The organism is Williamsia sp. z71, assembly GCF_059553375.1.
Map to the genome: position 1 here is coordinate 515,355 of NZ_JCANWX010000002.1, position 24,923 is coordinate 540,277.

Genomic DNA, 24,923 nt, shown 5'->3' on the forward strand with positions numbered 1-24,923 from the left:
TTCTTACAGTCCCAGCTCCGCCTCGAACGCAGCCTCTTCGAGGCGATGCTTCACGGTGCTCAGGAAGCGGCCGGCGTCGGCGCCGTCGATGAGGCGGTGATCGTAGGTGAGCGGCAGGAACGACATCGACCGCACCGCGATCGATTCCGAGCCGTCGGCACCGGTCATGACCACCGGGCGCTTGACGATGGCACCGGTACCGAGCATGGCCGCCTGCGGCGGAACCAGGATCGGGGTGTCGAAGAGCGCACCCTGGCTACCGATGTTGGTGATGGTGAACGTGCCACCGGTCAGATCGTCGAGCTTGAGGTTGTTGCTCCGTGCCCGCGCAGCGATGTCGGCGATGGCCCGCGCCAGACCGGCGATCGACAGATCGTCGGCGTTGTGGATGACGGGGGAGAGCAGGCCCTGCTCGGTGTCGACCGCGATGCCGAGGTGGACCTTGGAGTGGTACGTGATCTCCTTGGCCTCTTCGTTGATCGAGGCGTTGACGTTCGGATGCGCCTTGAGCGCCTCCACGACGGCCTTGGCGATGAACGGCAGGTAGGTCAGGTTGACACCCTCGCTGGCCTTGAAGCCGGCCTTCGCCGCTGCCCGCAGGGTGGCGATCTTCGTCATGTCGACCTCGAAGACCTGGGTGAGCTGTGCGCTCTCCTGCAGGGATTCGCGGGTCTTCTTGGCGGTGATCTGACGGATCCGGTTGATCTTCTGCGTGGTGCCGACCAGTTTGGCCAATTCCGGGCGCGGTGCTGCCGGTGCCGACTTTTCGGGTGCCGGCTTCGCCTGTGCAGCAGCCGGTTCCGGAGCGGCAGGGGCTGCCGGTGCCTTCGCGGCCTCGGCGGCGGCCAAGACGTCCTGCTTGCGGATGCGGCCACCGACGCCGGTGCCCTTGATGGCGCTCAGGTCGACGTTGTTCTCCGCCGCGAGCTTGCGGACGAGCGGGGTGACGTACGGGGTCGACTCCTGCTCGGCGGCGGGCTTGGCATCTTCCTTCGGTTCGGGCTTCTTCTCCGCAACCGGCTCTGCCTTGGGCTCCTCCTTCGGCTCCGCCTTGGGCTCTTCCTCGGGCTCGGGCTCGGGTGCGGCCTCGGGCTCCGGTTCGGGCTCGGACGGTGCGACGGTGGGCTTGGAGTCGGCAGAACCGACCACGGCCAGACGTCCGCCGACCTCGACGACATCGTCCTCGGAGGCGATGATCTCGAGCAACGTGCCGGCGACGGGAGACGGGATCTCGGTGTCGACCTTGTCGGTGGAGACCTCCAGCAGCGGTTCGTCGGCCGCGACGGAGTCACCGACTTCTTTGAGCCAGCGGGTGACGGTGCCCTCGGTCACGGACTCGCCCAATTCGGGCATCGTGACGTCGGTGCCGTCGGCGGATCCGGATCCGGATGCCGGTGCCGATGCGGCCGGGGTCGCCGGTTCCTCGGGTTCGGGCTGCGCCTCGGGCTCAGGCTCGGCTTCGGGCTCCGGTGCGGACTCCTGCGCGGGGGCGCTGTCACCGGCGGATTCGCCGGCGTCGCCGATCTGGGCGAGCTCGCCACCGACCTCGACGACGTCATCTTCTTGCGCGACGATCTTGATCAGGACGCCGGATGTCGGTGCGGGGATCTCGGTGTCGACCTTGTCGGTCGACACCTCCAGCAACGGTTCGTCGGCCTCGACCGTGTCACCCTCCTGCTTGAGCCACCTGGTGACGGTGCCTTCGGTGACGCTTTCACCCAGGGCTGGCATTTGGACGGAGAAGGCCATCGTTGTCGACTCCTTGATTTCGAGAACCGGTGTGCGGTCTACGGTCTGGGCCAAACCACCAGTATTGGTGGCAGGCATGGAGGTGGTGATCAACCGGATGAGGCGAACCACCGTTCTAAACCCTACCTTTTGCCTCATCCTTCGGCAGCGATGTCCTCCAGTACGGCGAAGATGGTCCGCACTGGTACGCCGGTTCCGCCCTTACCGGTGTAACCCCACGGGCCGCCGGTGTTGAAGGCCGGTCCGGCGATGTCGATGTGGACCCACTGCACGTCCTTCGCCACGAACTCCCGCAGATAGATGCCCGCCGAGAGCATGCCGCCCCACCGATGGTTGGTGACGTTGGCCAGATCGGCCACCCGGGAATCGAGATCCGGACGAAGCTCTTCTGGAAACGGCATCGGCCAACCGGACTCGCCTTCGGCCTGCGAGATCGATGCGACGCGGTCGCGGAACTCGTCGGTGCCCATGACCCCGGGGGTCCGGGTGCCCAGGGCGACCATCTGTGCGCCGGTCAGGGTGGCGGTGTCGATCAGGTAATCGGGCTCGTCCTCGCAGGCGCGGACGATGGCGTCGGCCAGGATCAACCGGCCCTCGGCGTCGGTGTTGATGACTTCCACGGTCTTGCCGCCGTACTGGGTCAGGACGTCACCGGGACGCTGTGCGGTGCTCGACGGCATGTTCTCGGCCATCGGGACCGTGGCGATGACGTTGACGCCGACATTGAGGTCGGCCGCCAGGATCATGGTCGCGATCACCGCTGCGGCGCCGCCCATGTCGGAGGTCATGTTCTCCATGCCCGCGGCGGGCTTGATCGAGATGCCGCCGGTGTCGAAGGTGATGCCCTTGCCGACAAGGGCCACGGTCTTGGCCTTCTTGCCGGCGCTGTGGCTCAGGCGGACCAGGCGCGGCGGGCGGGAGCTGCCCTTGCCGACGCCGATGATGCCGCCGTAACCGGCCTTGTCCAGCGCGGACTCGTCGAGGATCTCGACCTTGAGGCCGGCGGCCGAACCGAGGGCCTTGGCGCGGTCGGCGAACTCCTCGGGGAACAGGTGACTCGGCGGGGTGTTCACGAAGTCGCGGGCGATGGCAACCGCGCGGGCGATGGCCTCCGCGCGATCCAATTCGGCCTGGGTGCTCTTGTCCGCGGCGGGTACCAGCAGGCGAACCGCTGAGAGCGGGGCCTTCTCAGGTGGCGTCGAACGGAACTCGTCGAACCGGTAGGCGCCGAGGAAGAAGCCTTCGGCGGTGGCCGCGAGGTCGGCGGCAGGCAGACTGGTGACCGCGGTCCCCACCCCCTGCAGACTCCGGGCGGCCACACCCGCCTGGCGGCGAATGTGTTCGGCATCATCGAGCTTGTCGGGCGCGCCGAGTCCGACGGCCAGCACTGATGTGACGCCCAGGCCGGTCGGGGCGGGGAGCTTGGTCAGCTCACCGGCCGAACCCTTCGCGCCCACTGCGGCCAGTGCATCGTCGATCGTGGAGGCGGTGGCGTCGTCGAGCAGGCCCTCACCGATGACCAGACTCGGTGCCCCACCGTCTTCGTCGGCGGTGGTCAGTCCGATCACCAGGACGTCGTCGTCCTTGCCGATCCCGGTGGCCAGTGACAGTTGGGGACCCAGCTGACGTTTTGCGCTTGACTTGCTCACACTTCACTCCCACTCGTAGCCGTACCTGGTACTGGTGACCAAGCTTAGTGGTCGCATGCTGCTCGCTCATGCGGCGCGATAGCGTGGCCGCATGAGCGAAGGTGAATTGCTGGCCGGCCCCATCGAAGAATTGCATCGCGGACTCGGAGCGAGTTTTGCCGAGTTCGGTGGGTGGAACATGCCGGTGTCCTATGCGGGAACGGTTGCCGAACACACCGCGGTCCGCGAGGCGGTGGGCATGTTCGATGTGAGTCACCTGGGCAAGGCGTCGGTGACCGGGCCGGGTGCGGCCGAGTTCGTAAACCGTTGCCTGACCAACGACCTGACGAAGATCCATCCGGGCAAGGCGCAGTACACCCTGTGCGCCAACGACTCCGGTGGGGTGATCGACGACCTCATCGTCTACTGGGTCTCTGACGAGGACGTGTTCCTCGTTCCCAACGCCGCCAACACCTCGGCCGTGGTGGCAGCCCTGAAGGCCGTGGCCCCCGAGGGCATCGAGGTCCTCGACCGGCACCGCGACTTCGGCGTCTTCGCGGTTCAGGGTCCGCAGTCGACCTCGGTGCTGTCGGGCCTGGGACTGCCGACCGACCTGGAGTACATGTCGTTCACCGACACCGAAATGGTTGTGGGGCAACAGCGTTATCCGGTCCGGGTCTGCCGGACCGGATACACCGGCGAGATCGGCTACGAGTTGTTGCCGGCGTGGGAAGACAGCGCGCCGGTGTTCACCGCGCTGTCCGCCGCGGTCATCGCCGCCGGGGGAGCGCCGGCCGGGCTCGGTGCACGTGACACGTTGCGCACCGAGATGGGCTACCCCCTGCACGGGCACGAGCTCTCCGTCGACATCAGCCCCGTCCAGGCCCGCTGCGGTTGGGCGGTCGGCTGGAACAAGCCCGAGTTCTTCGGTCGCGACGCCCTGCTCGCAGAGAAGGAAGCCGGTCCGGAGCGTCGGCTCTGGGGCCTGCGGGCGACCGGACGCGGGGTACCCAGGGCGGACCTCGCAGTCCTCGACGGCCCGGGTGGAAGCAAGATCGGCGTCACCACCTCCGGGACCTTTTCGCCGACCTTGAAGGTGGGAATCGCGCTGGCACTCATCGATTCGGCCGCGGGTGTGGCCAAGGGCGACACCGTGGTGATCGACGTCCGCGGCCGGGCGTTGGAATGCGAGGTCGTCCTGCCGCCCTTCGTGACGGCGGGCACCGGCTAGCCGCCATGTCGGGTGGGCCGGGATTGTCCGGTCCGCCGATTCGGGCAGTGTTCGAAACGGGTGCGGTCCCACCGGGGAAAATTGGCGCGGGGTCAGGCGATACGATTGGCGCATGACTTTGGAGTTCGCCCGGACCGAACACCCGCAGCCGCTCTCGGCGCAGCGCCGCGCGGAAATCCTGGCTGCACCGGGCTTCGGTAAGTACTTCACCGATCACATGGTGACCATCGACCACAGCGCCGAGCAGGGCTGGCACGATGCCAAGGTCGTTCCATACGGCCCTATCCAGCTCGATCCCTCGGCGATGGTGCTGCACTATGCGCAGGAGATCTTCGAAGGTCTCAAGGCCTACCGCCAGGCCGACGGCAGCATCTCCTCGTTCCGGCCGGACGCCAACGCTCTGCGCATGCAGCGGTCGGCGCGCCGACTGGCGATGCCGGAACTGCCCGTCGAGGACTTCATGGGTTCGCTACGTGCGCTCGTCGACGCCGACAACCTGTGGGTCCCGGAGGCCGGTGGGGAAGCGGCGCTTTATCTGCGTCCCTTCATGATTGCCACCGAGGCCGGTCTCGGCGTGCGGCCGGCGAGTGAATACCGGTACCTGCTCATCGCCTCGCCCGCCGGCGCATACTTCACGCGCGGAGTCCATCCGGTGAGCGTCTGGCTCTCGACCGAGTACGTGCGCGCCGCCCCCGGCGGCACCGGCGCGGCCAAGTTCGGTGGCAACTACGCCGCCTCGCTGCTCGCGCAGGCACAGGCCGCCGAAAAGGGTTGCGATCAGGTGGTCTGGCTCGACGCCATCGAGCGCCGATTCGTCGAAGAAATGGGTGGTATGAACCTGTTCTTCGTCTTCGGCTCCGGTGCCGACGCCAAACTCGTCACCCCGGAACTGTCCGGATCGCTGCTGCCGGGTATCACCCGTGAATCGCTCCTCCAACTCGCCGCGGACGCCGGTTTCGACGTCGTCGAACGCAAGATCAGCGTCGAAGAACTCCGTAAGGGTGTCGCCTCGGGCGAGATCACTGAGGTCTTTGCCTGCGGCACGGCCGCCGTCATCACCCCGGTGGGCCACGTCAAGGGCGAGGTCGACGACTACACCATCGGCGACGGTCAGCCCGGTGAGGTCACGATGGCGCTGCGCGACACGCTCACCGGTATCCAGCGCGGCACCTTCGCCGACATCCATGGGTGGATGGCCAAGCTCCACGGCTGAAGTATCGCCCGGTCGTCCCAGGAAAGCCCCGTCACACAGAAAGCCCCGTCACTCGGAAAGCTCCGGAACTCAGGTGACCAGCAGTCCGCAGATGGCGATCAGTGCGCTCAGTTCGACGAGCGCGCCGAGTACGTCCCCATTGATGCCGGCGAACCTGCGGGAGCAGTGAAAGCTGAACCACCAGGCGAATACGACCACCGCCATCGCGGTGAACACACCTGGCAGCGGTAGCCCGGTGTCGACCGCATACCCGGCGGCAATCGCCCCGAGCGCCCAGAAGACGACCGTCAGCCGTTGTGTTCCCGCGGTCAGTGCGCCGAACTTGGATTCCTCGGTGGCGGACAGATTCACCCGGCAACCGATGACCGGGGCCACCCGACTGACAAACAGCACGAAAATGATTGCAGCCCAGTCATTCTGTTGAATCAGGGCACCGTAACCGGCCGCCTGCGCGCCCAGCACGACAACCAGTGTGGCCGCGCCGAAGGGGCCCGCGCTGCCACTGTGCATCACCTTGTGCACGCGCTCGGGAGAGCCGAAACAACCCAATCCGTCTGCGGTGTCCGACAATCCGTCGAGGTGCATGCCGCGGGTCAGGATTGCGATCGCACCGACGACGAGCAGACCCGCGAGCAACGGCGGCAACTCGGTCGCACCGAGGCCGACAGCGACCGCCGCGGTGATGACGCCGAGGACCGCGCCCACCAGCGGTGTCGAACCGATGACGGCACCGCCCAACGCGCGGTCGAAAGGACCCTTCGGTGTGGGCACCGGCAGGATCGTCAACCAGGACAGTGCCGTCTGCGGACCGCGGATTGCTGCTCGTAGATTCATCTGTGGTCAGGACGCCGCGTCCGGCGCACCACTGACCTGGGCCTCGGCGAACGTGGCCATGGACGCGAGCGTGTTCACGGCCGCCTGGACCAGCGGGAGCGCGGTGAGGGCGCCGGTGCCTTCACCCAGACGCATCGAAAGGTCCAGGAGCGGATCGAGATCGAGGTGCCGCAACGCGATCCGGTGAGCGGGCTCGGCCGATCGGTGTCCGGCCACCCACCACTCCCGGGCGCCGGGCGCCAGATCGTTGGCGACCAGTGCGGCCGCGGTGACCACCAGGCCGTCGAGGATGACCGGTGTCTTGCGCAGGGCGGCCTGCGCCAGGAACCCGGCCATCGCAGTGATTTCCGCACCGGAGACGGTGCGCAGCAACTCGAGTGGGATCCGCGCATGGGGGCGTCCGCGTCGCATACCGTCCCGAACGGCCGCGGTCTTGCGGATCCAGCCGTCATCGTCGATACCCGTACCCCGTCCGACGACCACGACCGGCTCGGAATCGGTGAGCAGCCCGACCAGGACGGTGGCCGGGGTGGTGTTCCCGATCCCCATCTCTCCGGCGATGAGAAGGTCTGCGCCGGAATCGATCTCCTGATCCGCGATGGCGCGGCCTGCCGCAAGTGCGGTACGGGTCTGTTCGGTGGTCAGCGCATCTTCACGGGTGAGATCACCGCTGCTGCGACGCACCTTGAAACGGCTCATCGTTTCCGGTGTCTCCGCATTGACGGCCAGGTCCTCGACCCGGACACGGGCACCGTTCTGTCGTGCCAGCACATTGACGGCAGCCCCACCGGCACTGATGTTCGCAACCATCTGCGCCGTGACCTCGGGCGGGTAGGCCGAGACACCGGCCTGGGCGACGCCGTGGTCGCCCGCGAAGACCACCACCCTGGGTTCGGTGATCGGTCGAGGTGGGCACAGGCCTTGGCAGGACGCCACCCAGACGCCGAGTTCTTCGAGACGTCCGAGCGATCCGGCAGGCTTGGTCAGCTCGGCGTGACGTTCACGCGCGGCAATGGCGGCATTGCGGTCCGGCGCGGCGACGAAGTCGAATTGTTCCGGCTTCTCGAACTCGGTCACCGGTGCCGGATCGGCAACAGCCGCCGGATCGTCCACCGGCGTCGGATCTTCCACCTCGGTCGGGCCCGGTACCGCAAGCGGTGCCAGGACCGATGCGGCGAGTGGGGATGAAACCGATTCCGAGACGGCATCGTCGGTGGCCGCGCCACCGCGAAGTTCAAGGGTCTGGCCGGCAACGACCAGCACGACCCGGTCACAGACGGCGGCCACGGCCGTGTTGATGATGCCCAGCTGATCCTGGAAGAGTCGCCCGGCCGGAACCGGTGCCACCAGCGAGAGGCCGACCTCGGGGCTGATGATCACCAGGTCGCCGGTGAAATCGGCGACTGCCGCGGACAATTCGGCCGCCGTCGCCGACATGTCGAAGTTGTCGTCGTCCCAGCCGCCGACCGAGTCGATGTAGCGGCTCAGCCAACCACCGAGGTCGTCGACCAGGGTGGGCGTGGCTGTGTCGCGGCGCAGTTCGCCTGCCACGTCGCCGGATTCGACCGTGGTCCATCCGCTAGGGCGGCGGGTGCGGTGTGCTCCGATCCGGCGGGCCCAGTCCGGGTCTCCGGTCGCCGGATCCGCGGCGGTCGCCAAGTACCTGACACCGTCACGGGGCAGCAGGCTCTCACCGAAAGCTGATTTGCCCGAGCGTATTCCACCAAGAACCAGGGTGCGCATCACCGATCAGACCGGGTCGCCCGGCTTGACCACGGGCCGCGGTGCGCGCATGAATCGCATCTGCATCGCACGGCTGAATCCGTACCAGGCGAGCTTGAAGCCGCCGTCGGTGGTGTTCGGGAAGCGTTCGCGCACGCGGTTGTTGATGATCCGTCCGAGCATCACGCCGTCGATCACCAGGAAGATGACGAAGATGAGCATGAACAAAGTGGCGTAGACCGCCAGGGACGGGATGAACATCACGAGGATCAGCAGGATCGCGAACGGCATGAACAGTCCGGCGAAGTTGCGTCGCGAGTCGACGATGTTGCGGGCGTACCGACGTACCTCGCCCTTGTCGCGGGGCATCAGGTAACGCTCGTCACCGTCCATCATCTTCTCGCGCTGGTCGGTGCGAGCCTTACGGCGTGCCTCGGACTGCGCGCGCTTCTCTTCTTTGGTCAGACTGGCCGTCGAACCCTTGAGCTCTTTCTTGCGGGCCCGGGCCTCGGCGCGGGTCGTCGGGGCCGGAGCAACCGGGCCACGTCGCTTGCCCTCGGCGTCGCGGCGCTTGGGGGTGGGACGGCCCTTGCCCTCGGTGTATCGGCGATCGGCCGCAGCTTCTTCTGCCGTCTGCTCGACGGTCGCCGTCGTTGCGGTCGCGACCTCGGCGTCGTCGTCTTTTTTCCAGGGCAATTTCACCCCTCCAGATTATCCCGACGGCGCGTGCAGTGACTGCCGGGTCTCCGGACCACGTCCATCAACCGGGGCTCAGAGCCTCTCGCGGATGTACTTCTGCGCGCTGCCGCGGGGCGGCCGCCTTCCTATACTTCGTCCATGAAGGCTCTGATCGCCCCGGATTCGTTCGGCGACACCTTGACCGCTGTTGCCGCCGCGGAGACGATCGCGGCGGGATGGGCGCAGGCCCGGCCGGACGACGAATTGATATTGGCGCCGCAGTCCGACGGCGGACCAGGATTTGTGTCGGTGCTGGCCGGCCGGTTCGGTGAGGTTCGGGAGGAGACCGTCGCCGGGCCGCTCGGCGCGCTGGTCTCGGCACACTGGCTGTTGCATCGTGAGACCGAGCACGTGACCGCCTACATCGAATGCGCACAGGCCTGCGGTCTGCATCAACTCGGTGGTCGACCCTCGCCGCGCACCGCGATCGCCGCCGATACCTTCGGTGTGGGCCAACTCGTCGCCGCCGCGGTGGCCGCAGGCGCGGACAGAATCGTGGTGGGGCTGGGCGGCAGCGCCGGCACTGATGGCGGTCAGGGCCTGGTCGACGCACTCGGTGGGCTCGACGAGGCGGCGCACCTGCTGCGATCGGTGACCCTCGTGGCCGCCTCCGATGTGGAGAACCCGCTGCTCGGGCCGGATGGTGCGGCCACGGTTTTCGGTCCGCAGAAGGGCGCGGACCAGGACACCGTTGCCCTGCTGGAGTCGCGCATGACCGAATGGGCGCGCCGGCTCGGTGACCTTGCCGGTCGCGACATCAGCGCGCTGGCCGGGGCCGGCGCGGCTGGGGGATTGGGTGCGGCACTGTTGGCATTGGGGGCCACCCGGGTCTCCGGCGCGACGGTGATCGCGGATGCGACCGGACAAGCCGAACTGATCAGCACCGTCGACCTGGTGATCACCGGTGAGGGCAAATGTGATGAACAGACACTCAAGGGCAAGGTCGTCGCGGCGCTGACCAGCGCGGCCCGCGAACACGGGATCCCGACGATCGTGCTGGCCGGACAGCTCGCCCTGACCCCGGCACAGATCGCCGAGGCCGGCATCGCCCGAGGCCACGCGATCGTCGAGGTCGCCGGATCGGTGCAGCGGGCGATGGATGACGCCCAGAACCAATTGGCCGAACTCGCTCGTCAGGTGGCCGCTTCGTGGTGACCGCCCCGGCGGTCACCTGGTGTGATAGGCAGGAATAGACCGGGCAGGAGTACGGTTGTAGCCGACGGAAGTTCGCATCCGAAACCCGGACCATTGTGGGTTCGCAGGCCGACGCCCCGCACACTGAGGAGATTTCATGACCGCATCGAACGAGACTGCTGTGCAGACCGAGACCGAGGCACCCGCGCACGGTGTGATTATGACGGAAGCTGCGTCGTCCAAGGCGAAGGCACTGCGTGAGCAAGAAGGCCGCGAAGACCTGATGCTGCGCATCGCCGTCCAGCCCGGTGGCTGCGCAGGCCTGCGCTACCAGCTGTACTTCGATGACCGCAACCTCGACGGAGACCTCGTTGTCGAGTTCGACGGCGTCGGACTGGCCGTCGATCGCATGAGTGCCCCGTACGTCATGGGTGCCAGCATCGACTTCGTCGACACCATCGAGAAGCAGGGCTTCACGATCGACAACCCGAATGCGACGGGCAGCTGTGCCTGTGGCGATTCGTTCAACTGACGCCTGACCCTCTCACCAGGCCGCCAGATCCCGCAGTAAGCAAACGGCCGCATCCGAGTTCACCTCGGGTGCGGCCATTTTGTTGTTCCCGGGCCCCGGCTGTGTTCACCTGGAGAGAAGGTAGCGTTAAGCCATCATTCGTGAGTAAGAAAGGCACTCCTTCGTGGCCATTGCCATTTGTGGATCGATTGCGACCGACCATCTGATGCGCTTTCAGGGCAAGTTCTCTGAACAGCTGCTGCCAGAACACCTCAGTCACATCTCTCTGAGCTTCCTCGTCGAGGAGTTGGTGATCCGGCGCGGTGGTGTTGCCGGCAACATCGCCTACGCGATGGGTGTGCTCGGCGGTTCGCCGCTGCTGGTCGGCTCGGTCGGAAGCGACTTCGACGATTACCGGAAGTGGCTGGAGGGCAACGGCGTCGACACGCGTGGCGTCCGGGTGTCGGAGACTGCGCACACCGCGCGCTTCATGTGCACCACCGACGACGAGATGGCGCAGCTCGCAAGCTTTTACGCCGGTGCCATGAGCGAATCACGGGAGATCTCGCTGACCGCACTGGCATCCGAGCTGGGCACACCGGAGCTGGTCCTGATCGGCGCCGACGATCCCGAGGGCATGATCGTCCACAGCCGGCAATGCCGCGAACTTGGAATCCCGTTCGCCGCCGATCCGTCGCAGCAGCTGGCCCGGCTGGACGGCGAGCAGATCCGGGATCTGATCGAAGGTGCCACCTATCTGTTCACCAACGAATACGAGTGGGGCCTGCTCCGGCAGAAGTCGGGCCTGAGTGAGGCCCAGGTCGCCGACATGGTCGGCGTGCGGGTCACCACGCTCGGTGGTGGGGGAGCGGAGATCATCGACGCCGACGGATCACGCGTCCACGTTCCGGTTGTCGCGGAAACCGCCAAGGTCGATCCGACCGGCGTCGGCGACGCGTTCCGCGCCGGGTTCCTGGTCGGCAACGCAGCCGGTCTGAGCCACGAACGCAGTGCGCAGCTGGGATCGATGGTCGCCGTGCTGGTGCTGGAGACCGTGGGCACCCAGGAATGGGTGTGGGACCGCGAGAGCGCGCTCGAGCGTTTGTCCGGTGCCTACGGGGCCGAGGCTGCTGCCGAGATCGGCGCGATCCTTCCCGCCTGATCAGCCCCAGACAACAAACACCCCGGGTAAACAAATCCGCCCGCCCCTTCTGCAGGGGCGGGCGGATTTGTTCTCACGATGTTCGCTAGAGCCGGACCGGGTACTGGTGATCTTCGATCTGGGGCACGATGGTGCCTTCGACGAAGATCCCGTGCCACACCATGAAGATGAGAACGGTCCACAGCCGACGACTGTTGTCGACCGCACCGGTGCGGTGCTCGGCCAACATCGCACGGATCGCGTCCTTGTTGAGGATGTGATCGGTCTGCGAGTTCTCGATCGTCTCCTGCGCCCAGTCGTACAGTTCCGTGCCGCGCATCCAATGTCGCACGGGCACCGGGAAACCCAGCTTCTTACGATGCAGGACGTGCGCCGGGACGATCTGCTCCAGAGCCTTGCGGAGTGCGTATTTGGTGGTGCCGTGCGAGATCTTCTCCTCGAAGGGCAGCGCCTCGGCGACCCGCATCACCTCGGGGTCGAGGAACGGCACCCGCAGTTCGAGTGAGTTCGCCATCGTCACCTTGTCGGCCTTGACGAGGATGTCGCCGCGCAGCCAGGTGAACAGATCCAGGTGCTGCATCCGGGCCACCGGATCCCAGCCGCGTGAGGTCGCGTAGATCGGGGCCGTCACGTCGGTGTGGGTCCACTCGGGACGGAAGTCCTTGAGCACGGCCCGGAGTCGGGCATCGTCGAAGCTGCGGGCGTTGCCGTAGTACCGCTCCTCGAGGGTCATCGACCCGCGATGCAGAAGACTCTTCCCGCGCTTGCCCTCGGGGATCCGATCCGACAAGCGGCCGGCAGCGGCCCGCAAACCGCGGGGCAGACGCTCGAACGGCTTGAGCGACAACGGCTCTTTGTAGATCGTGTAACCACCGAACAGTTCGTCGGCGCCTTCGCCGGACAGCACGACCTTGACGTGCTTGCGTGCTTCCTTCGCCACGAAGTACAGCGGGATGAGTGATGGGTCGGCCACCGGATCGTCCAGGTACCAGACGATTTCGGGTATCGCGGCGACGAACTCGGCCGGACTGACGACCTTCACGATGTGCTTTGCCCCGATGGCCGCGGCGGACTCCGCGGCCACGTCGACCTCCGAATAGCCTTCCCGCTCGAATCCGGTGGTGAAAGTGATCAGATCGGGGTTGTGCCGGATGGCCAGGGCGGCGATCGCCGTCGAGTCGATACCCCCGGACAGGAACGATCCGACGGTGACATCGGCACGCATGTGCTTGGCCACGGAATCGGAGAGCACCTCGGCGATCTCGTCGTAGCGGGCCTGTTCGTTGCCCTTGGTGAACGGGCGCACCGAGAATTGCGGCGTGAAGTAGCGGTAGACCTTGGGCATCTGGCCGGGCCGCAGGGTGGCGTAGCTGCCCGACTCGAGCCGCCGGATCCCGGCGTGCAGCGTCTCGGGCTCCGGGACGTACTGCAGGACGGTGTAGTGCTCGATCGCGCGGCTGTCGAGCGCATCAGAGACTCCGATCCGGTCGATCAACTCGAGCAGGCTCTTCTTCTCGCTGCCGAAGATGGTTCCGCCCGAACCGGTCGCGATGAACAACGGCTTGATGCCGAACGGATCCCGAGCCAGGAACAGCGACTGAGTCTCGGTGTCCCAGATGGCAAAAGCGAACATTCCGCGCAAACGGGACACCGAATCGGGGCCCCAGTGGTGGAAGGCAGCGACAATCGCCTCGCTGTCGCCCTCGGTGCGGAACTCGACACCCTCGTCCTTGGCCAGCTGCGCCCGGATCTCGAGGTAGTTGTAGATCTCGCCGTTGAAGACGAGTGCATAACGTTCGGGGTTCTCGGGCGGACCCCATCGCAAGGGCTGGTGCGAATGCTCGATGTCGATGATCGAGAGCCGGTTGAAACCGAAGACCAGGTCGGAATCGTGCCAGGTGCCTGGTTCGTCAGGGCCTCGATGTCGCATGCAGTGCAACGCAGAGGCGACGAGATCAGCTGACTCGGCGGCCGATGCGTCGCTAGACAGCAGACCTAACAGACCACACACTAAATTGCCTCAATTCGTCCAGGGACGGCGTACAGATCACGCCCGAGTATGCCGCAATCGGCCGCACCGCCGCGTGCGCGGCCCGGGTTCGGCGTTCCGCTGACGGGACCCGGTGACACGAACCCAAACCCCGATACGAATGTGAGTCAGGGTTGGTCTACGCTGCGTAGTACACGAGTTACCAGTCGTGGTTAGCGTTGTGACTGTTTCCAGTCAGGGCAGGGTAGGAAGGCGTGAAATTGGCACACGGTGGGCAACCTCCGGCATCGACCAAGCGTCAGCACCGCGGACGTCGAATCAAGCAGATAAGCGCAGCCTTGTTCCTGGGCGTTGGCGCACTGATGCTGTCGAGCTGCAGCGCTGAAGAAGCGTTGCGATTCGGTTGGCCTAAGGGCATTACGCCCGAGGCCGAGGATATGCGGCATCTGTGGACGTGGTCGGTGATCGCGGCCCTCATCATGGGTATTTTGGTGTGGGGCCTGACGTTTTGGACCATTACGTTCCATCGTCGTAAGGCAGGACAAGACGAGTTCCCGCGGCAGACCGCGTACAACGTTCCTTTGGAGCTGACGTACACGGCGATCCCATTTGTGATCATCGCGGTCCTCTTTTACTTCACGATCATCGTGCAGAACAAGGTCGAGGCCAAGCAGCCCGATCCTGCAGTGGTGGTCGACGTGACCGCATTCCAGTGGAACTGGAAGTTCGGTTACCGGACCGTTCGTTTCGAGGACGGTCAGATCTACGACGGTGCCGAAACCGACGGGAATCCGTACGACCGTCAGGTCCCAGAGGGCGAGCACGAGGAAGAGTCGGGCGATCATCACGAGGTGCCGCTTCAGGCCCTCGAGAACGATGTCCGTTCCTACCTGAAGTACGACAAGATCGAGACGATCGGCACCTCGGACGAGATCCCGGTGCTGGTGCTCCCGACCGATCGCCGGATCGAGTTCGAGATCGCGGCAACCGATGTCGTCCACTCGTTCTGGGTCCCGGAGTTCCTCTTCAAGCGGGACGTCATGCCGTTCCCGAAGGAAAACCACTCGGACAACCGGTTCCAGGTCAGCGAGATCGACCGTGAGGGCGCATTCGTGGGTCGTTGTGCAGAAATGTGCGGCACCTATCACTCGATGATGAACTTCGAGGTTCGTGCGGTGAGCCCGGCGAAGTTCGACGAATACATCAAGTTCCGCGAAGCCAACCCCAGCGCGACCAATGCCGAGGCACTCGAAGCGATCGGTGAGGATCCATTGGCGATCAGCACCAAGCCCTTCGACACCAAGCGCGGCACGCAGACCGCGCCGAACTAAGTCACGGAGAAGCTACGAGATGCATATTGAAGCGCGGATCTTCGAGATCCTCACCGGGTTCTTTTTTGCGGTGGCAGTGGCATACGGTTTGGCCACCGGTTTGACCAGTAAGAACGTGGAATGGGTTGGCGTCACCGGGTTGGTCATGACCGGCGGCCTGACACTGTTGGTGGGCACTTACTTCCGCTTCGTCGCTCGCCGGGTGGACATCCGCCCGGAGGACTACGAAGATGCCGAGGTATCGGACGGCGCAGGCGAGCTGGGCTTCTTCAGCGCCGGCAGCTGGTGGCCGATCATGATCGCCGCGGGCGCTGCACTGTTCGCCGTGGCACTGGCTTTCGGCCAGTTCTGGTTGGTTGCCTTCGCCGCCGTCTGCATCATCGGTGCAGTGTGCGGTCTGGTGCTCGAATACCACGTCGGGCCCGAAAAGCACTGACAACAACAAACAACACTCAGCTCCCGGGTTCGCAGCTTCAACTGCTGCACACCTGGGAGCTGAGTGCTTTCTGGCGTACGGCGATCCGCCAACTCCTCGACCGGGCCTTCGACGGCGACTTCAACGACACCGACTTCGATCACGCACTCGGGGGAGTCCACGCGATGATCACCGACGGCGACATGCTGATCGGTCACGCTGCGGTGGTCGCCCGCTCGATCGCCCACGACGGACGCGCATACCGCGTTGGATACGTCGAGGCGGTCGCAACTGACCCTGAGCGACAGCGGCAGGGCATCGGTGACCGCGTGATGAGCGCTGTGGAAGCGGTGATCGACGGTGCCTACGACTTCGGTGTCCTGGGTGCCAGCGACGCCGGTTTACGGCTGTACCGCGCACACGGTTGGCGTCCGTGGACGGGCGACCTGTCCGCGATGACGCCGGCCGGTCTGATCAAGACCCCGGAGAGTTCCGTCCACGTCTACGGACGTTCTGCTCCCGTGTCCGGTGAGCTGACCTGTGATTGGCGCTCAGGCGAGCTCTGGTAACCCATCCGCCGAATTCGCGCCACCTACACGCATCTGCGCCGGTTGCAACCGGCGCGAACGCAGGCAACTGGCGCGAATTTAGGTGTGGGACGCTCGACGGGGGGCGCCAGGGTAGGGCGCGGGGTTGCCGCACATGTCTACACATCCAAGGCCCCCGTGGAGCTTCTGCTTCTGTGTCGGTGAGTGGCCTCTGGTTCGGGCGTCCACCCAGTAAATCCGGTCCACCTACACGCATCGGCGCCGGTTGCAACCGGCGCGAACGCAGGCAACCGGCGCGAATTCAGCGGCTGGACATCGACAGGGTCACCGAGGAGCGGGGTAGGGGAGCGGGTCGAGGAAGTCGCCCACGCGATGACCACCGTCTGCACATACAAGAAGAGCCGGACCGCAAATTGCGGTCCGGCTCTTCTTGTATGGCGATATCAGTCGACGAAGGGATCTCCGCCGCGCTCTTGCAGCGCGCGCAGGGCGTCCTTCTCGTCGTGATGGGCCTTCTTCTCCAGCTCGACGTTGCGAACCTGCTCTTCGGCGGGGTCGGCGACCAGCAGAGAACCGGTACCCGGTTCGCCGGCGGAGCCGAGCTTGTTCATCCGCTTCGGAAGTGCAGCACCCTCGTACGGCAACGGAATCGGATGTCCGTGCTCGTCGACAGGTCCCAGCGGCTGGTGCAGCTCGATGAACTCACCGTGCGGCAGTCGCATGATGATGCCCGTCTCGATGCCGTGCTCGAGCACCTCCCGGTCGCTGCGCTGCAGAGCCAGAGCCCAGCGGTACGCGATGTAGTAGGCGAGCGGCGGGACAACGATCAACCCGATCCGGCCCATCCACGTCGTCGCGTTCAGCGAGATGTCGAACTTGTAGGCGATGATGTCGTTCATACAAGAGACCGTGAGGATGATGTAGAACGAGAGCGCCATCGCACCGACCGCGGTCCGCACCGGCACGTCACGCGGCCGCTGCAGCAGGTTGTGGTGAGCGGTATCGCCGGTCAGCCTCTTCTCGATGAACGGGTACGTGAACATGAGCCCGAACACGATCGTCAGTACAACGACGACCCAGAAGATGGCCGGGATCGTGTAGGCGTTCCCGAAGTAGATCTCCCACGCCGGCATCAGTCGGGCCAGACCATCGGTCCACATCATGTAGATGTCGGGCTGAGAACCTGCCGAGACGTGCGCCGGGTTGTACGGGCCGATCGCCCATACCGGGTTGATCTGGAACAGACCCGCGATGATCGCCAGGATGCCGAAGGTGACCGCGAAGAACGCGCCCGACTTGACTGCGAACACCGGCAGGATCCGGACACCGACGACGTTGGTCTCGGTGCGGCCGGGGCCGGGGAACTGCGTGTGCTTCTGGTACCAGACCAGCGCCAGGTGAGCACCGATGAGCGCCAGGATGATTCCCGGGAACAACAGGATGTGCAGGACATACAGGCGCGGGATGATGATGTCGCCCGGGAACTGTCCACCGAACAGTGCCCAGTGGATCCAGGTGCCGACCACCGGGATGCCCAGGACGATGCCTGACATGGCGGCACGAACACCGGTACCCGAGAGCAGGTCGTCGGGGAGTGAGTATCCGAAGAAACCTTCGAACATCGCCAGCACGAGCAGGAAGCAACCGATGACCCAGTTCGCCTCACGTGGACGCCGGAAAGCGCCGGTGAAGAAGATGCGGGCCATGTGGATGATGATCGACGCCGCGAAGAGCAGCGCTGCCCAGTGGTGGATCTGCCGGACGAAGAGCCCGCCGCGGACCTCGAACGAGATGTCGAGGGTGGTGGCGTAGGCCTGAGTCATCATCACGCCGTTGAGCGGCTCGTAGGAACCGTTGTAAATGACCTCGGACATCGACGGATCGAAGAAGAACGTCAGGTAGACGCCCGAGATCAGCAGGATGATGAAGCTGTACAGCGCGATCTCACCGAGAAGGAACGACCAATGGGTGGGGAACACCTTGTTGATCTGGCGGCGTATGCCGGCCGCCATGTGATACCGGGAATCTGCTTCCTCGGCCTGCTGCACGATCTTGCTCATGGCTTGTCCTTCCCCTGGCCGCGTTCCCAGAACGCCGGGCCGACGGGCTCGATGAAGTCACCGGCAGCCACCATGAAGCCCTGCTCGTTGACCGAGATCGGCAGCTGCGCGAGAGCACGGGCGGCAGGACCGAAGATCGGTTTGGCGTATTCGAGAGCGTTGAACTGTGACTGGTGGCACGGGCACAAAATGCGGTTTGTTTGCTGCTCGAACAGTGAGGTCGGGCAGCCGAGATGCGAGCAGACCTTCGTGTAGGCGTAGTAGTCGCCGTAGTTGAAGCTCTCCTGGCCCTGACGCTTGATCGCTTTTTTGGCGTCGTTGGGACGCAAACGGATCAGCATGACCGGGTTGCTGACGCCACGCAGACCTTCGATCAGCTTGTGCCGCGACTCCTCGGTCTCTCCGGTTCCGTCGGAGACTCGCCACGGGAACACGGTTTCCATGCCGCCGGCGTCGAGATCCTCGGGACGAACCAGGACCACAGACATCGGGTTGCCGTTGTCGCGTCGCAGGAAGACCGTCTCGTTGGGGTCCTCAGGCGAGTTGTAGATCGGCGACCAGCCGGTGTTCCACAGCGGGGCATCCTTGCCGAGCGCCCACGGGTTCTTGATGAAGCCACCCAGCGTTGCGACCACGCCGGTCAGGGCGAACGCGCCCAGGCCGAACAGGCCGGCACGCTTGATCGCCTTGCGGCGGGGGAGGGTCGAGGTGGTCAGCGAATCGACGAACTCTGCGCCGATTGTGCGCTTGTCGACCTCGGAAGAACCACCGTCGTGGCGATCCTGAACCGAGATCTCCTCCGGGATGAACCGCTTGGTGAACTGCACCGCGCCGATACCGAGAGAGAGGATCGACAGACCGAAGGTGAAACCGATGAGCGGGGTGTTGAGGATGTACGCCCAGTAGTTGTCACCATCGGGCATCACGAATTCCCACTGGTTGAACAGGAAGATGATCAAACACGCGAGGGCCGATACCCCGGCGAGTGCGAACCAGAATGCGACAGTGCGCTCGGCCCGCTTCTCTGCCTTGGTACCCGGCACCGGGAAACGCTCGCGGCGGTGGATGATCTCCACGCCGTCGAGGTTGGTGCCGAGTTTGACCAACTCGTCCTTGCTCATTGCATCCAGCTCATCCGGGGTCGGATCTGGTTTGTGCTGGTCGGTCATCTACGTGATCCAATCCACATCGTGCCGGCGACAACTGCAACCGTGCCGACGAACCACATGAACATGCCTTCGGACACCGGGCCGAAGCCGCCGAGTCCGTAGCCGCCCGGGTCCTTCGACGTGGTGGCGTACTTGACGTAGCCGATGATGTCGCGCTTTTCGGTGTCCGTCAGCTGCCGGTCCGAGAACTTGGGCATGTTCTGAGGTCCGGTGAGCATGGCGGTATAGATTTCCTGCTCGTTCGGCGCGTCGAGGGCGGGCGCGAACTTGCCCGACGACAGCGCACCTCCACGGCCGGTGAAGTTATGGCATGAGGCGCAGTTCAAGCGGAAGAGCTCACTGCCGCGGCCGATGTTCTCGCCACGCAGTGCGCCCTGCTCGATGACCGGGTAGCCGTTTTCGAAGATGACGTTGCCGTCGGCGTCCTTGGCGTAGACGACCTGCGGGCCGCCACCGATGGACTGGATGTAGGCACCGAGCTGGTCGATCTGGGACTGGGTGAACTTGGCCGGCTTGCGGAGGATCTGGGCTTCGCCGCGGACCGCGGGCATACGGCCGGACGAGACCTGGAAGTACACCGACGCATCGCCGACGCCCACCAGCGACGGACCACGCTCGGCAACGCCTTCGAGGTTCGCGCCGTGGCAGGTGATGCAGGAGGTCTCGTAGAGCTTCCTGCCGTCCTGGACCAATGCGGCAGTGGAATCGCTGTCGGCCTTGGCGACCTGGGCTTCAGGCGTGATGGCTGCGGCCAGTCCGCCGGCGACAACCAGACCTGCCAACAGAAGAAGAGCTCCGGAAGCGCGACGACGCAACTTGCGGCGCGACTTGGATTTCTTTGCGTCTGTGCGGCCGGTGCCCTCGCTGAGGGCACCTGTTTCCGAATCCCCGGGTGAGGTGGGTGGGGGAGATGAACTCATCTGTATCTCTCTGCTTAGCGGACTGACTTTGCCTGTACCAAAAGACTGTTTCGGCCGTTACCGAATGAAGTAGATGGTCGCGAAGAGTGCGATCCAGACGATGTCGACGAAGTGCCAGTAATACGAGACGACGATCGCGGCGGTGGCCTGTGCCGGCGTGAACTTGCTGAGCCGCGTACGGATCAACAAGATGACGAAGGCAACGAGGCCGCCGATCACGTGCAGGCCATGGAAGCCCGTCGTGATGTAGAAGACGGAACCATAGGCACTTGACGAGAGCGTCGTGCCCTCGTGGACCATGTGGTAGTACTCGTAGCCCTGTCCGGCGACGAAGAACGCGCCCATGATCAGGGTGATGGTGTACCACCGTCGGAGACCGAAGACGTCGCCCCGCTCGGCGGCGAAGACGCCGAGCTGACATGTCACCGAGGAGAGAATCAGAACGGCGGTCACGGGGATCGCCAGTGTCAGATTGAGCTCGGTGGGCTCCATCGGCCAATTGCCGTAGTTTCCGGCCCTTGCCACGAAATACATCGCGAACAATCCGGCAAAGAACATCAGCTCGCTCGAAAGCCACACAATGGTGCCAACGCTGACCATGTTCGGTCGGTTCAGCGAGTGCACGCGCTGGGTGATAGCTGATCCTGTGGGTGCTGCAGCGCTAGTCACCAGAGAAGTATGACGGTTCGTAGTAAGCCCTGACCACCCGGGTCCGCATTTTTTTCCACCTTGATGCGGCGGTGCTGGTAGTAGGGCTGAAACGGTTCCCCACGGCGTGTCCGTGGTGTGGTTTCAGGCCACCTGAGAGGCTGATGGGGTGGCACGTGATGTGAACGGCAATCCGATCGAGGTTTCCCGGTGGCGGCGCTTGACCGAGCGGTTGGGAGTCGGTCGAAAGACCAACGGGGAGTTGTCGGTCGAAGAATCTTCTCTGGCGGTCACCGCCGAGAGTTTCGACGATGCGGAGGCGGCGTCGACCACCTTGTCGGCTTCTCTGTGGCGGGCCGAGGAGCAAGCCGTGCTGCGGCACCTCCTGGTGGTACCGCAGGACTCGGTCGGAGCGGTCATCGGACTCGCCGCACAGGACCACTATCAACGGGTGGTGGTCGACGTTCCGGAGACGGTCGACGTCGTCGCGGGTCAGGTCCTCCTGGCGTTGGCCCGGGTGCAGTTGATCGATGCGCTCCATGTGTCGCAGGAGCGCTCTCGCATGGCGGGACTCGCGCAGCGTCACGGGGGCACCGTCATTGCCTGGCAGGTGCTGCAGGCGCGTTAGGGCGGTTGTGATGCAGTGCCGGGAAGCAGCCTGCCTCTTTGTTGTGACTGGCAGGTGCTGCAGGCGCGTTAGAGCGGGCATCCGCCGGGTGTCGTCGCGGTCGCGGACGCCTAGGTGGTCGCCCCGGTCGGGCAATGGATAGTCTTTTCGCGTGACCCACTCCGATGCGCAGGCCCGCAGCTGGCCTCAGGTACTTGGAGTCCTGGCCGACGGCCGGGACCTGACCACCGAGGGCGCCGGGTGGGCGATGAACGAGATCATGTCGGACAATGCGACACCCGCCCAGATTGCGGCATTCGGTGTGGCACTGAAGATCAAAGGACCGGTTGCCGCCGAGTTGCGTGGGCTCGCCGACGCGATGTTGAATCACTCGACAGTCGTGTCGACGTCCGTTCCCTGTGTCGACATCGTCGGTACCGGAGGCGACCGCTCGAACACGGTCAACATCTCGACGATGGCCGCGGTGGTGGTCGCGGCGGCCGGGGTTCCGGTGGTCAAGCACGGCAACCGGGCGGCCACCTCGAAGAGCGGCGGCGCCGATGTCCTGGAGGCGCTGGGCGTGAACATCGCGCTGACCGCCGACGGTGTGAGCCGTTGTGTTGCCGAGGCCGGCATCGGCTTCTGCTTCGCTCCGGTCTTCCATCCGGCGCTGCGCTTTGCTGCCGCACCCCGCAAGGAGATCGGTATCCCCACGGTCTTCAACGTGCTGGGGCCGCTGACCAATCCGGCGCGTCCGACGAGCGGGCTGGTCGGTTGTGCGTTCGTCGACCTGGCACCGGTGCTGGCGCAGACCTTCGTGGAGCGCGGCGATTCGGTTCTCGTCGTCCGCGGCGACGATGGTCTCGATGAGTTGACCACCACATCGACCTCCACGGTGTGGCAGGCGTTCGGCGGTTCGGTGCGCACGCAGACGGTGGATCCGACAACCCTCGGGCTGGCCCGGGTGGAGTTGTCGGCGCTGCAGGGTGGCGACGCCGAACACAACGCGACCGTCGCCCGGGAGACCTTCGCCGGTCGGCCGGGTCCGGTCCGGGATGCGGTGCTGCTCAACGCCGCCGGTGCGCTGACCGCCTACCGCCCGCAACCGGACCTCGATCTGCACGAGCAGTTGCGTGCCCACCTGGCGGTGGCTGCGGCAGCGATCGATTCGGGCGCTGCCGCAGCAGTTCTGGCCGAGTGGGTCCGGGTCAGCAACGCCTGACCCGAGCTGTCGGCCTCGATCACTCGCCGATGGAGAAGCCTGCGTCGACGTCGGCGCTGGAGTAGCTCTTGAACGCGATGTGGGTTGCGGTGTGCTTGACCCCGGGGAGTCGGCTGATCGACTCGGTCACCACGTCGGCGATCTTTTCATGGTCGCGGACCCGTAGCTTTGCGATCAGATCGACGTCGCCTGCGCACGAATAGACCTCGGTGACACCGGGGATGTCGGCGACGGCCTGGGCGGTTTCGGGGATCTGGTGGACGTCGGTCTGGATCAGGACGATCGCGGTAATCATGGTCTCAGAGTAGTGCCGGTTCAGTCGTGATCGATGTCGATGGTCCGATGTGCCGATCCGACGAGTTCGCGCCACTGGGCCCAGCGTCCGGCGCCGTGTCTGGGTAGGCTGAATCCGCTTGTGGCGCAGACGATTCGAACACCCGGACTGGTGAGCCACCGGAAGACCAGGGCGGTTTCTTCCGGCGGGGCACCGCAGAGCGGTCCGGTTTCGGGAATCACGGTCTCGGCGGATGCGGCGAGCAACTCGACGACCGGCATCGGGGGGACGCCGCGGGTCGCGACACCGGCGCTGGCCAGGCGTCCATGCCGGATGACGGCAAGGTCCCAGCCACCGCGCCCGTCGGGTGCGGCTGCGACGAGCTCGGAGATCCGGGCGAGCGCGGCCAGGCGCTGACAGCGTTCGAGGTGGGCGATGAGTTGATCGAGGCGGTCGCGCAGCCGGGCCGCGTTCTCGAACAATTCCGCCTCGGACAGGGCGGTCAGTCGATCGAGTGCGACCAGGATGGGTGCATCGCTGCGGCCCGAGAACAGGTCGGCCACCGCCTGGGCCCGCGGGCGGTAGACGCCGGCATCGAGCGCTTCGGCGCTCGCACCGTGGCAGCCGCCGACGATCCGTCTGCCGTCCGGACCGACCTCGCAGCGGTGCACACCGGTGGCACGTAGCGGTGTGCGGCAGGTGCGCAGTTCACAGAGTTCGGCGATGAGGTCGGCGATGTCATATGCAACGGATCGGGACCGGACCGGGCCCAGGGCAGTCGTGGTGGGCGTGCGGCTCACCTTCAGCCGTGGGAACGGCTCGTCGGTGAGGCAGAGCCACCAACCACGATGGGGGAACTTGGACCGACGGTTGTATGGCGGGGCATGGGCGCCGAGCAGGCGCAGTTCCCGGACCCCGGCCTCGATGCGGTGTGCGCATTGCACGTGATCGACGCGGGTGGCCAGATCCACCATCTCCCGGATGCGGGTACGGGTCTCCGATCCGGTGAAATAACTGCGAACCCGACGCCGTAGATCGACCGCCGTCCCGATATACAGGACTTCGTCCGACGGTCCGCGGAACAGATAGACGCCGGGTTCGGACGGCAGGTGGTCCGACAGTGCTCTCTTGCTGCGGGTGGCCGCAGAAATTCCGGGGAGATAGTCGCGCAGTTCCCTATATGTATGGACACCCTGGTTGCCCACCCGCTCGAACAGGCGATGCAGTACCTCCACCGTCGCACGGGCATCGTCGAGCGCCCGGTGCGTCGGCTGCGTCTGCACGGCGAACAGGGCGGCGAGGGCGGAGAGTTTCACCGTGGGCGCCTCGTCACGGGTCAGCACCCGTCTCGCGAGTTTCACGGTGCACAGAACCCGATGGAAGTCCCACGGGTGGCCGAGGTCGTTGGCGGCGGCGCGCAGGAAGCCGACATCGAAGCGCGCGTTGTGCGCGACGATCACCGCATCCTGGGCGAACTCCAGGAATGCCGGCAATACCTGATCGATGGTCGGCGCCCGGTAGACCATCGCCTCGGTGATCCCGGTCAACCGGACGATGTGCGGGGGAATGCCGCGACGGGGGTCGACGAGTGTCGCGAAATCACCGAGCACTTCGCCACCACAGATCTTGACCGCCCCGATCTCGGTGATGCGATCGTCGGTCGGGCTGCCGCCGGTGGTCTCGAGGTCGACCACGACAAACGTCGTCTCGCGGAGTGGCCGGTCGTCCGGATGCGCCAGGGTCGGGTCATCAAACGACATCTGGGCCCCAATGACCTCACTGACACCACTCACACCACTCACGCGACGAACACTAGT

General features: G+C 65.3%; 22 protein-coding genes. 10 read left to right on the top strand and 12 right to left on the bottom strand.

From position 1 onward, the window contains the following. Window positions 1-3: 3 nt before the first annotated feature. On the bottom strand, window positions 4-1,749 hold the full coding sequence (gene sucB / locus AC51GR_RS06575) for a 2-oxoglutarate dehydrogenase, E2 component, dihydrolipoamide succinyltransferase (RefSeq protein ID WP_496324105.1): 1,746 nt from the start codon (window positions 1,747-1,749) through the stop codon (window positions 4-6). 134 nt (window positions 1,750-1,883) lie between these two features. Beyond that, a complete protein-coding gene (locus AC51GR_RS06580) occupies window positions 1,884-3,398 on the bottom strand; it encodes a leucyl aminopeptidase (protein WP_496323791.1) in 1,515 nt (504 codons plus the stop codon). Between the two features lie 91 nt (window positions 3,399-3,489). On the opposite strand from AC51GR_RS06580, the gene gcvT reads away from it, so the two are divergent. Together gcvT and AC51GR_RS06590 are read left to right on the top strand one after the other, a co-directional pair. Beyond that, window positions 3,490-4,608: a glycine cleavage system aminomethyltransferase GcvT gene (gene gcvT / locus AC51GR_RS06585; RefSeq protein ID WP_496323792.1), complete on the top strand. Its 1,119-nt coding sequence runs from the start codon at window positions 3,490-3,492 to the stop codon at window positions 4,606-4,608. A gap of 112 nt (window positions 4,609-4,720) precedes the next feature. Continuing rightward, window positions 4,721-5,821: a branched-chain amino acid aminotransferase gene (locus tag AC51GR_RS06590; RefSeq protein WP_496323793.1), complete on the top strand. Its 1,101-nt coding sequence runs from the start codon at window positions 4,721-4,723 to the stop codon at window positions 5,819-5,821. A gap of 69 nt (window positions 5,822-5,890) precedes the next feature. On the opposite strand, the gene AC51GR_RS06595 is transcribed toward AC51GR_RS06590, so the two are convergent. The 3 genes from AC51GR_RS06595 to AC51GR_RS06605 are packed head-to-tail and all read right to left on the bottom strand — an operon-like array spanning window position 5,891 to window position 9,079. Further along, window positions 5,891-6,655 carry an adenosylcobinamide-GDP ribazoletransferase gene (locus AC51GR_RS06595; RefSeq protein WP_496323794.1) on the bottom strand — a complete coding sequence of 255 codons (765 nt, stop codon included), beginning with the start codon at window positions 6,653-6,655 and terminating at the stop codon, window positions 5,891-5,893. A gap of 6 nt (window positions 6,656-6,661) precedes the next feature. Then, entirely contained in the window at window positions 6,662-8,398 is a 1,737-nt protein-coding gene (cobT, locus tag AC51GR_RS06600; protein ID WP_496323795.1) for a nicotinate-nucleotide--dimethylbenzimidazole phosphoribosyltransferase, read from the bottom strand. 6 nt (window positions 8,399-8,404) lie between these two features. Next, entirely contained in the window at window positions 8,405-9,079 is a 675-nt protein-coding gene (locus AC51GR_RS06605; RefSeq protein ID WP_496323796.1) for a DUF3043 domain-containing protein, read from the bottom strand. A 135-nt stretch (window positions 9,080-9,214) separates the two neighbouring features. On the opposite strand from AC51GR_RS06605, the gene AC51GR_RS06610 reads away from it, so the two are divergent. The 3 genes from AC51GR_RS06610 (at window position 9,215) to AC51GR_RS06620 (ending at window position 11,922) form a co-directional block, all read left to right on the top strand. Continuing rightward, on the top strand, window positions 9,215-10,270 hold the full coding sequence (locus AC51GR_RS06610; protein ID WP_496323797.1) for a glycerate kinase family protein: 1,056 nt from the start codon (window positions 9,215-9,217) through the stop codon (window positions 10,268-10,270). A 136-nt stretch (window positions 10,271-10,406) separates the two neighbouring features. After that, window positions 10,407-10,781: a HesB/IscA family protein gene (locus tag AC51GR_RS06615; protein WP_496323798.1), complete on the top strand. Its 375-nt coding sequence runs from the start codon at window positions 10,407-10,409 to the stop codon at window positions 10,779-10,781. Window positions 10,782-10,944: 163 nt separating this feature from the next. Further along, window positions 10,945-11,922 carry a carbohydrate kinase family protein gene (locus tag AC51GR_RS06620; protein ID WP_496323799.1) on the top strand — a complete coding sequence of 326 codons (978 nt, stop codon included), beginning with the start codon at window positions 10,945-10,947 and terminating at the stop codon, window positions 11,920-11,922. A gap of 85 nt (window positions 11,923-12,007) precedes the next feature. Here the strand turns inward: AC51GR_RS06620 and asnB are convergent, their stop codons facing one another. Next, window positions 12,008-13,933, bottom strand: a complete 1,926-nt coding sequence (gene asnB / locus AC51GR_RS06625; RefSeq protein ID WP_496323800.1) for an asparagine synthase (glutamine-hydrolyzing) — start codon at window positions 13,931-13,933, stop codon at window positions 12,008-12,010. Between the two features lie 239 nt (window positions 13,934-14,172). Here asnB and ctaC point away from each other — a divergent pair, with 239 nt between their 5' ends. The 3 genes from ctaC to AC51GR_RS06640 are packed head-to-tail and all read left to right on the top strand — an operon-like array spanning window position 14,173 to window position 16,227. Beyond that, window positions 14,173-15,243, top strand: a complete 1,071-nt coding sequence (gene ctaC / locus AC51GR_RS06630; protein WP_496324106.1) for an aa3-type cytochrome oxidase subunit II — start codon at window positions 14,173-14,175, stop codon at window positions 15,241-15,243. A 19-nt stretch (window positions 15,244-15,262) separates the two neighbouring features. Further along, complete coding sequence (locus AC51GR_RS06635) at window positions 15,263-15,679, top strand: cytochrome c oxidase subunit 4 (protein WP_496323801.1); 417 nt, start codon at window positions 15,263-15,265, stop codon at window positions 15,677-15,679. Next, window positions 15,634-16,227 carry a GNAT family N-acetyltransferase gene (locus AC51GR_RS06640; RefSeq protein ID WP_496323802.1) on the top strand — a complete coding sequence of 198 codons (594 nt, stop codon included), beginning with the start codon at window positions 15,634-15,636 and terminating at the stop codon, window positions 16,225-16,227. The genes AC51GR_RS06635 and AC51GR_RS06640 overlap by 46 nt, the downstream gene beginning before the upstream one ends. Window positions 16,228-16,649: 422 nt before the next feature. On the opposite strand, the gene qcrB is transcribed toward AC51GR_RS06640, so the two are convergent. The 4 genes from qcrB to ctaE are packed head-to-tail and all read right to left on the bottom strand — an operon-like array spanning window position 16,650 to window position 21,024. Further along, window positions 16,650-18,266, bottom strand: coding sequence for a cytochrome bc1 complex cytochrome b subunit (gene qcrB / locus AC51GR_RS06645; RefSeq protein ID WP_496323803.1), 1,617 nt, complete (start codon window positions 18,264-18,266; stop codon window positions 16,650-16,652). Next, window positions 18,263-19,435 carry a cytochrome bc1 complex Rieske iron-sulfur subunit gene (gene qcrA, locus AC51GR_RS06650; protein ID WP_496323804.1) on the bottom strand — a complete coding sequence of 391 codons (1,173 nt, stop codon included), beginning with the start codon at window positions 19,433-19,435 and terminating at the stop codon, window positions 18,263-18,265. Before qcrA ends, qcrB begins: the two co-directional genes overlap by 4 nt. Then, the gene (gene qcrC, locus AC51GR_RS06655) at window positions 19,432-20,355 is read right to left on the bottom strand and encodes a cytochrome bc1 complex diheme cytochrome c subunit (protein WP_496323805.1); all 924 of its coding nucleotides are present in this window, start codon (window positions 20,353-20,355) and stop codon (window positions 19,432-19,434) included. Before qcrC ends, qcrA begins: the two co-directional genes overlap by 4 nt. Before the next feature lie 57 nt (window positions 20,356-20,412). Beyond that, on the bottom strand, window positions 20,413-21,024 hold the full coding sequence (gene ctaE, locus AC51GR_RS06660) for an aa3-type cytochrome oxidase subunit III (protein ID WP_496323806.1): 612 nt from the start codon (window positions 21,022-21,024) through the stop codon (window positions 20,413-20,415). A gap of 148 nt (window positions 21,025-21,172) precedes the next feature. Between ctaE and AC51GR_RS06665 the strand changes: the two genes are divergently transcribed. Both AC51GR_RS06665 and trpD read left to right on the top strand, forming a co-directional pair. Beyond that, the gene (locus tag AC51GR_RS06665; protein ID WP_496323807.1) at window positions 21,173-21,631 is read left to right on the top strand and encodes a hypothetical protein; all 459 of its coding nucleotides are present in this window, start codon (window positions 21,173-21,175) and stop codon (window positions 21,629-21,631) included. 151 nt (window positions 21,632-21,782) lie between these two features. Beyond that, window positions 21,783-22,832 (top strand): anthranilate phosphoribosyltransferase, encoded by a 1,050-nt coding sequence (gene trpD / locus AC51GR_RS06670; RefSeq protein WP_496323808.1) that lies wholly within the window; start codon window positions 21,783-21,785, stop codon window positions 22,830-22,832. A 19-nt stretch (window positions 22,833-22,851) separates the two neighbouring features. On the opposite strand, the gene AC51GR_RS06675 is transcribed toward trpD, so the two are convergent. Next, on the bottom strand, window positions 22,852-23,127 hold the full coding sequence (locus AC51GR_RS06675) for an Lrp/AsnC family transcriptional regulator (RefSeq protein ID WP_482142033.1): 276 nt from the start codon (window positions 23,125-23,127) through the stop codon (window positions 22,852-22,854). Window positions 23,128-23,147: 20 nt separating this feature from the next. After that, complete coding sequence (locus AC51GR_RS06680; protein ID WP_496324107.1) at window positions 23,148-24,866, bottom strand: DEDD exonuclease domain-containing protein; 1,719 nt, start codon at window positions 24,864-24,866, stop codon at window positions 23,148-23,150. Window positions 24,867-24,923: the final 57 nt, after the last annotated feature.

Bases quoted from the DNA above. Each gene is read 5' to 3' on its own strand.
- AC51GR_RS06675 (WP_482142033.1), bottom strand. From the start codon at position 23,127: ATGATTACCGCGATCGTCCTGATCCAGACCGACGTCCACCAGATCCCC.
- cobT (WP_496323795.1), bottom strand. From the start codon at position 8,398: ATGCGCACCCTGGTTCTTGGTGGAATACGCTCGGGCAAATCAGCTTTC.
- gcvT (WP_496323792.1), top strand. From the start codon at position 3,490: ATGAGCGAAGGTGAATTGCTGGCCGGCCCCATCGAAGAATTGCATCGC.
- AC51GR_RS06680 (WP_496324107.1), bottom strand. From the start codon at position 24,866: ATGTCGTTTGATGACCCGACCCTGGCGCATCCGGACGACCGGCCACTC.
- AC51GR_RS06615 (WP_496323798.1), top strand. From the start codon at position 10,407: ATGACCGCATCGAACGAGACTGCTGTGCAGACCGAGACCGAGGCACCC.
- AC51GR_RS06590 (WP_496323793.1), top strand. From the start codon at position 4,721: ATGACTTTGGAGTTCGCCCGGACCGAACACCCGCAGCCGCTCTCGGCG.
- sucB (WP_496324105.1), bottom strand. From the start codon at position 1,749: ATGGCCTTCTCCGTCCAAATGCCAGCCCTGGGTGAAAGCGTCACCGAA.
- qcrA (WP_496323804.1), bottom strand. From the start codon at position 19,435: ATGACCGACCAGCACAAACCAGATCCGACCCCGGATGAGCTGGATGCA.
- AC51GR_RS06635 (WP_496323801.1), top strand. From the start codon at position 15,263: ATGCATATTGAAGCGCGGATCTTCGAGATCCTCACCGGGTTCTTTTTT.
- AC51GR_RS06595 (WP_496323794.1), bottom strand. From the start codon at position 6,655: ATGAATCTACGAGCAGCAATCCGCGGTCCGCAGACGGCACTGTCCTGG.
- AC51GR_RS06610 (WP_496323797.1), top strand. From the start codon at position 9,215: ATGAAGGCTCTGATCGCCCCGGATTCGTTCGGCGACACCTTGACCGCT.
- qcrB (WP_496323803.1), bottom strand. From the start codon at position 18,266: ATGAGCAAGATCGTGCAGCAGGCCGAGGAAGCAGATTCCCGGTATCAC.
- qcrC (WP_496323805.1), bottom strand. From the start codon at position 20,355: ATGAGTTCATCTCCCCCACCCACCTCACCCGGGGATTCGGAAACAGGT.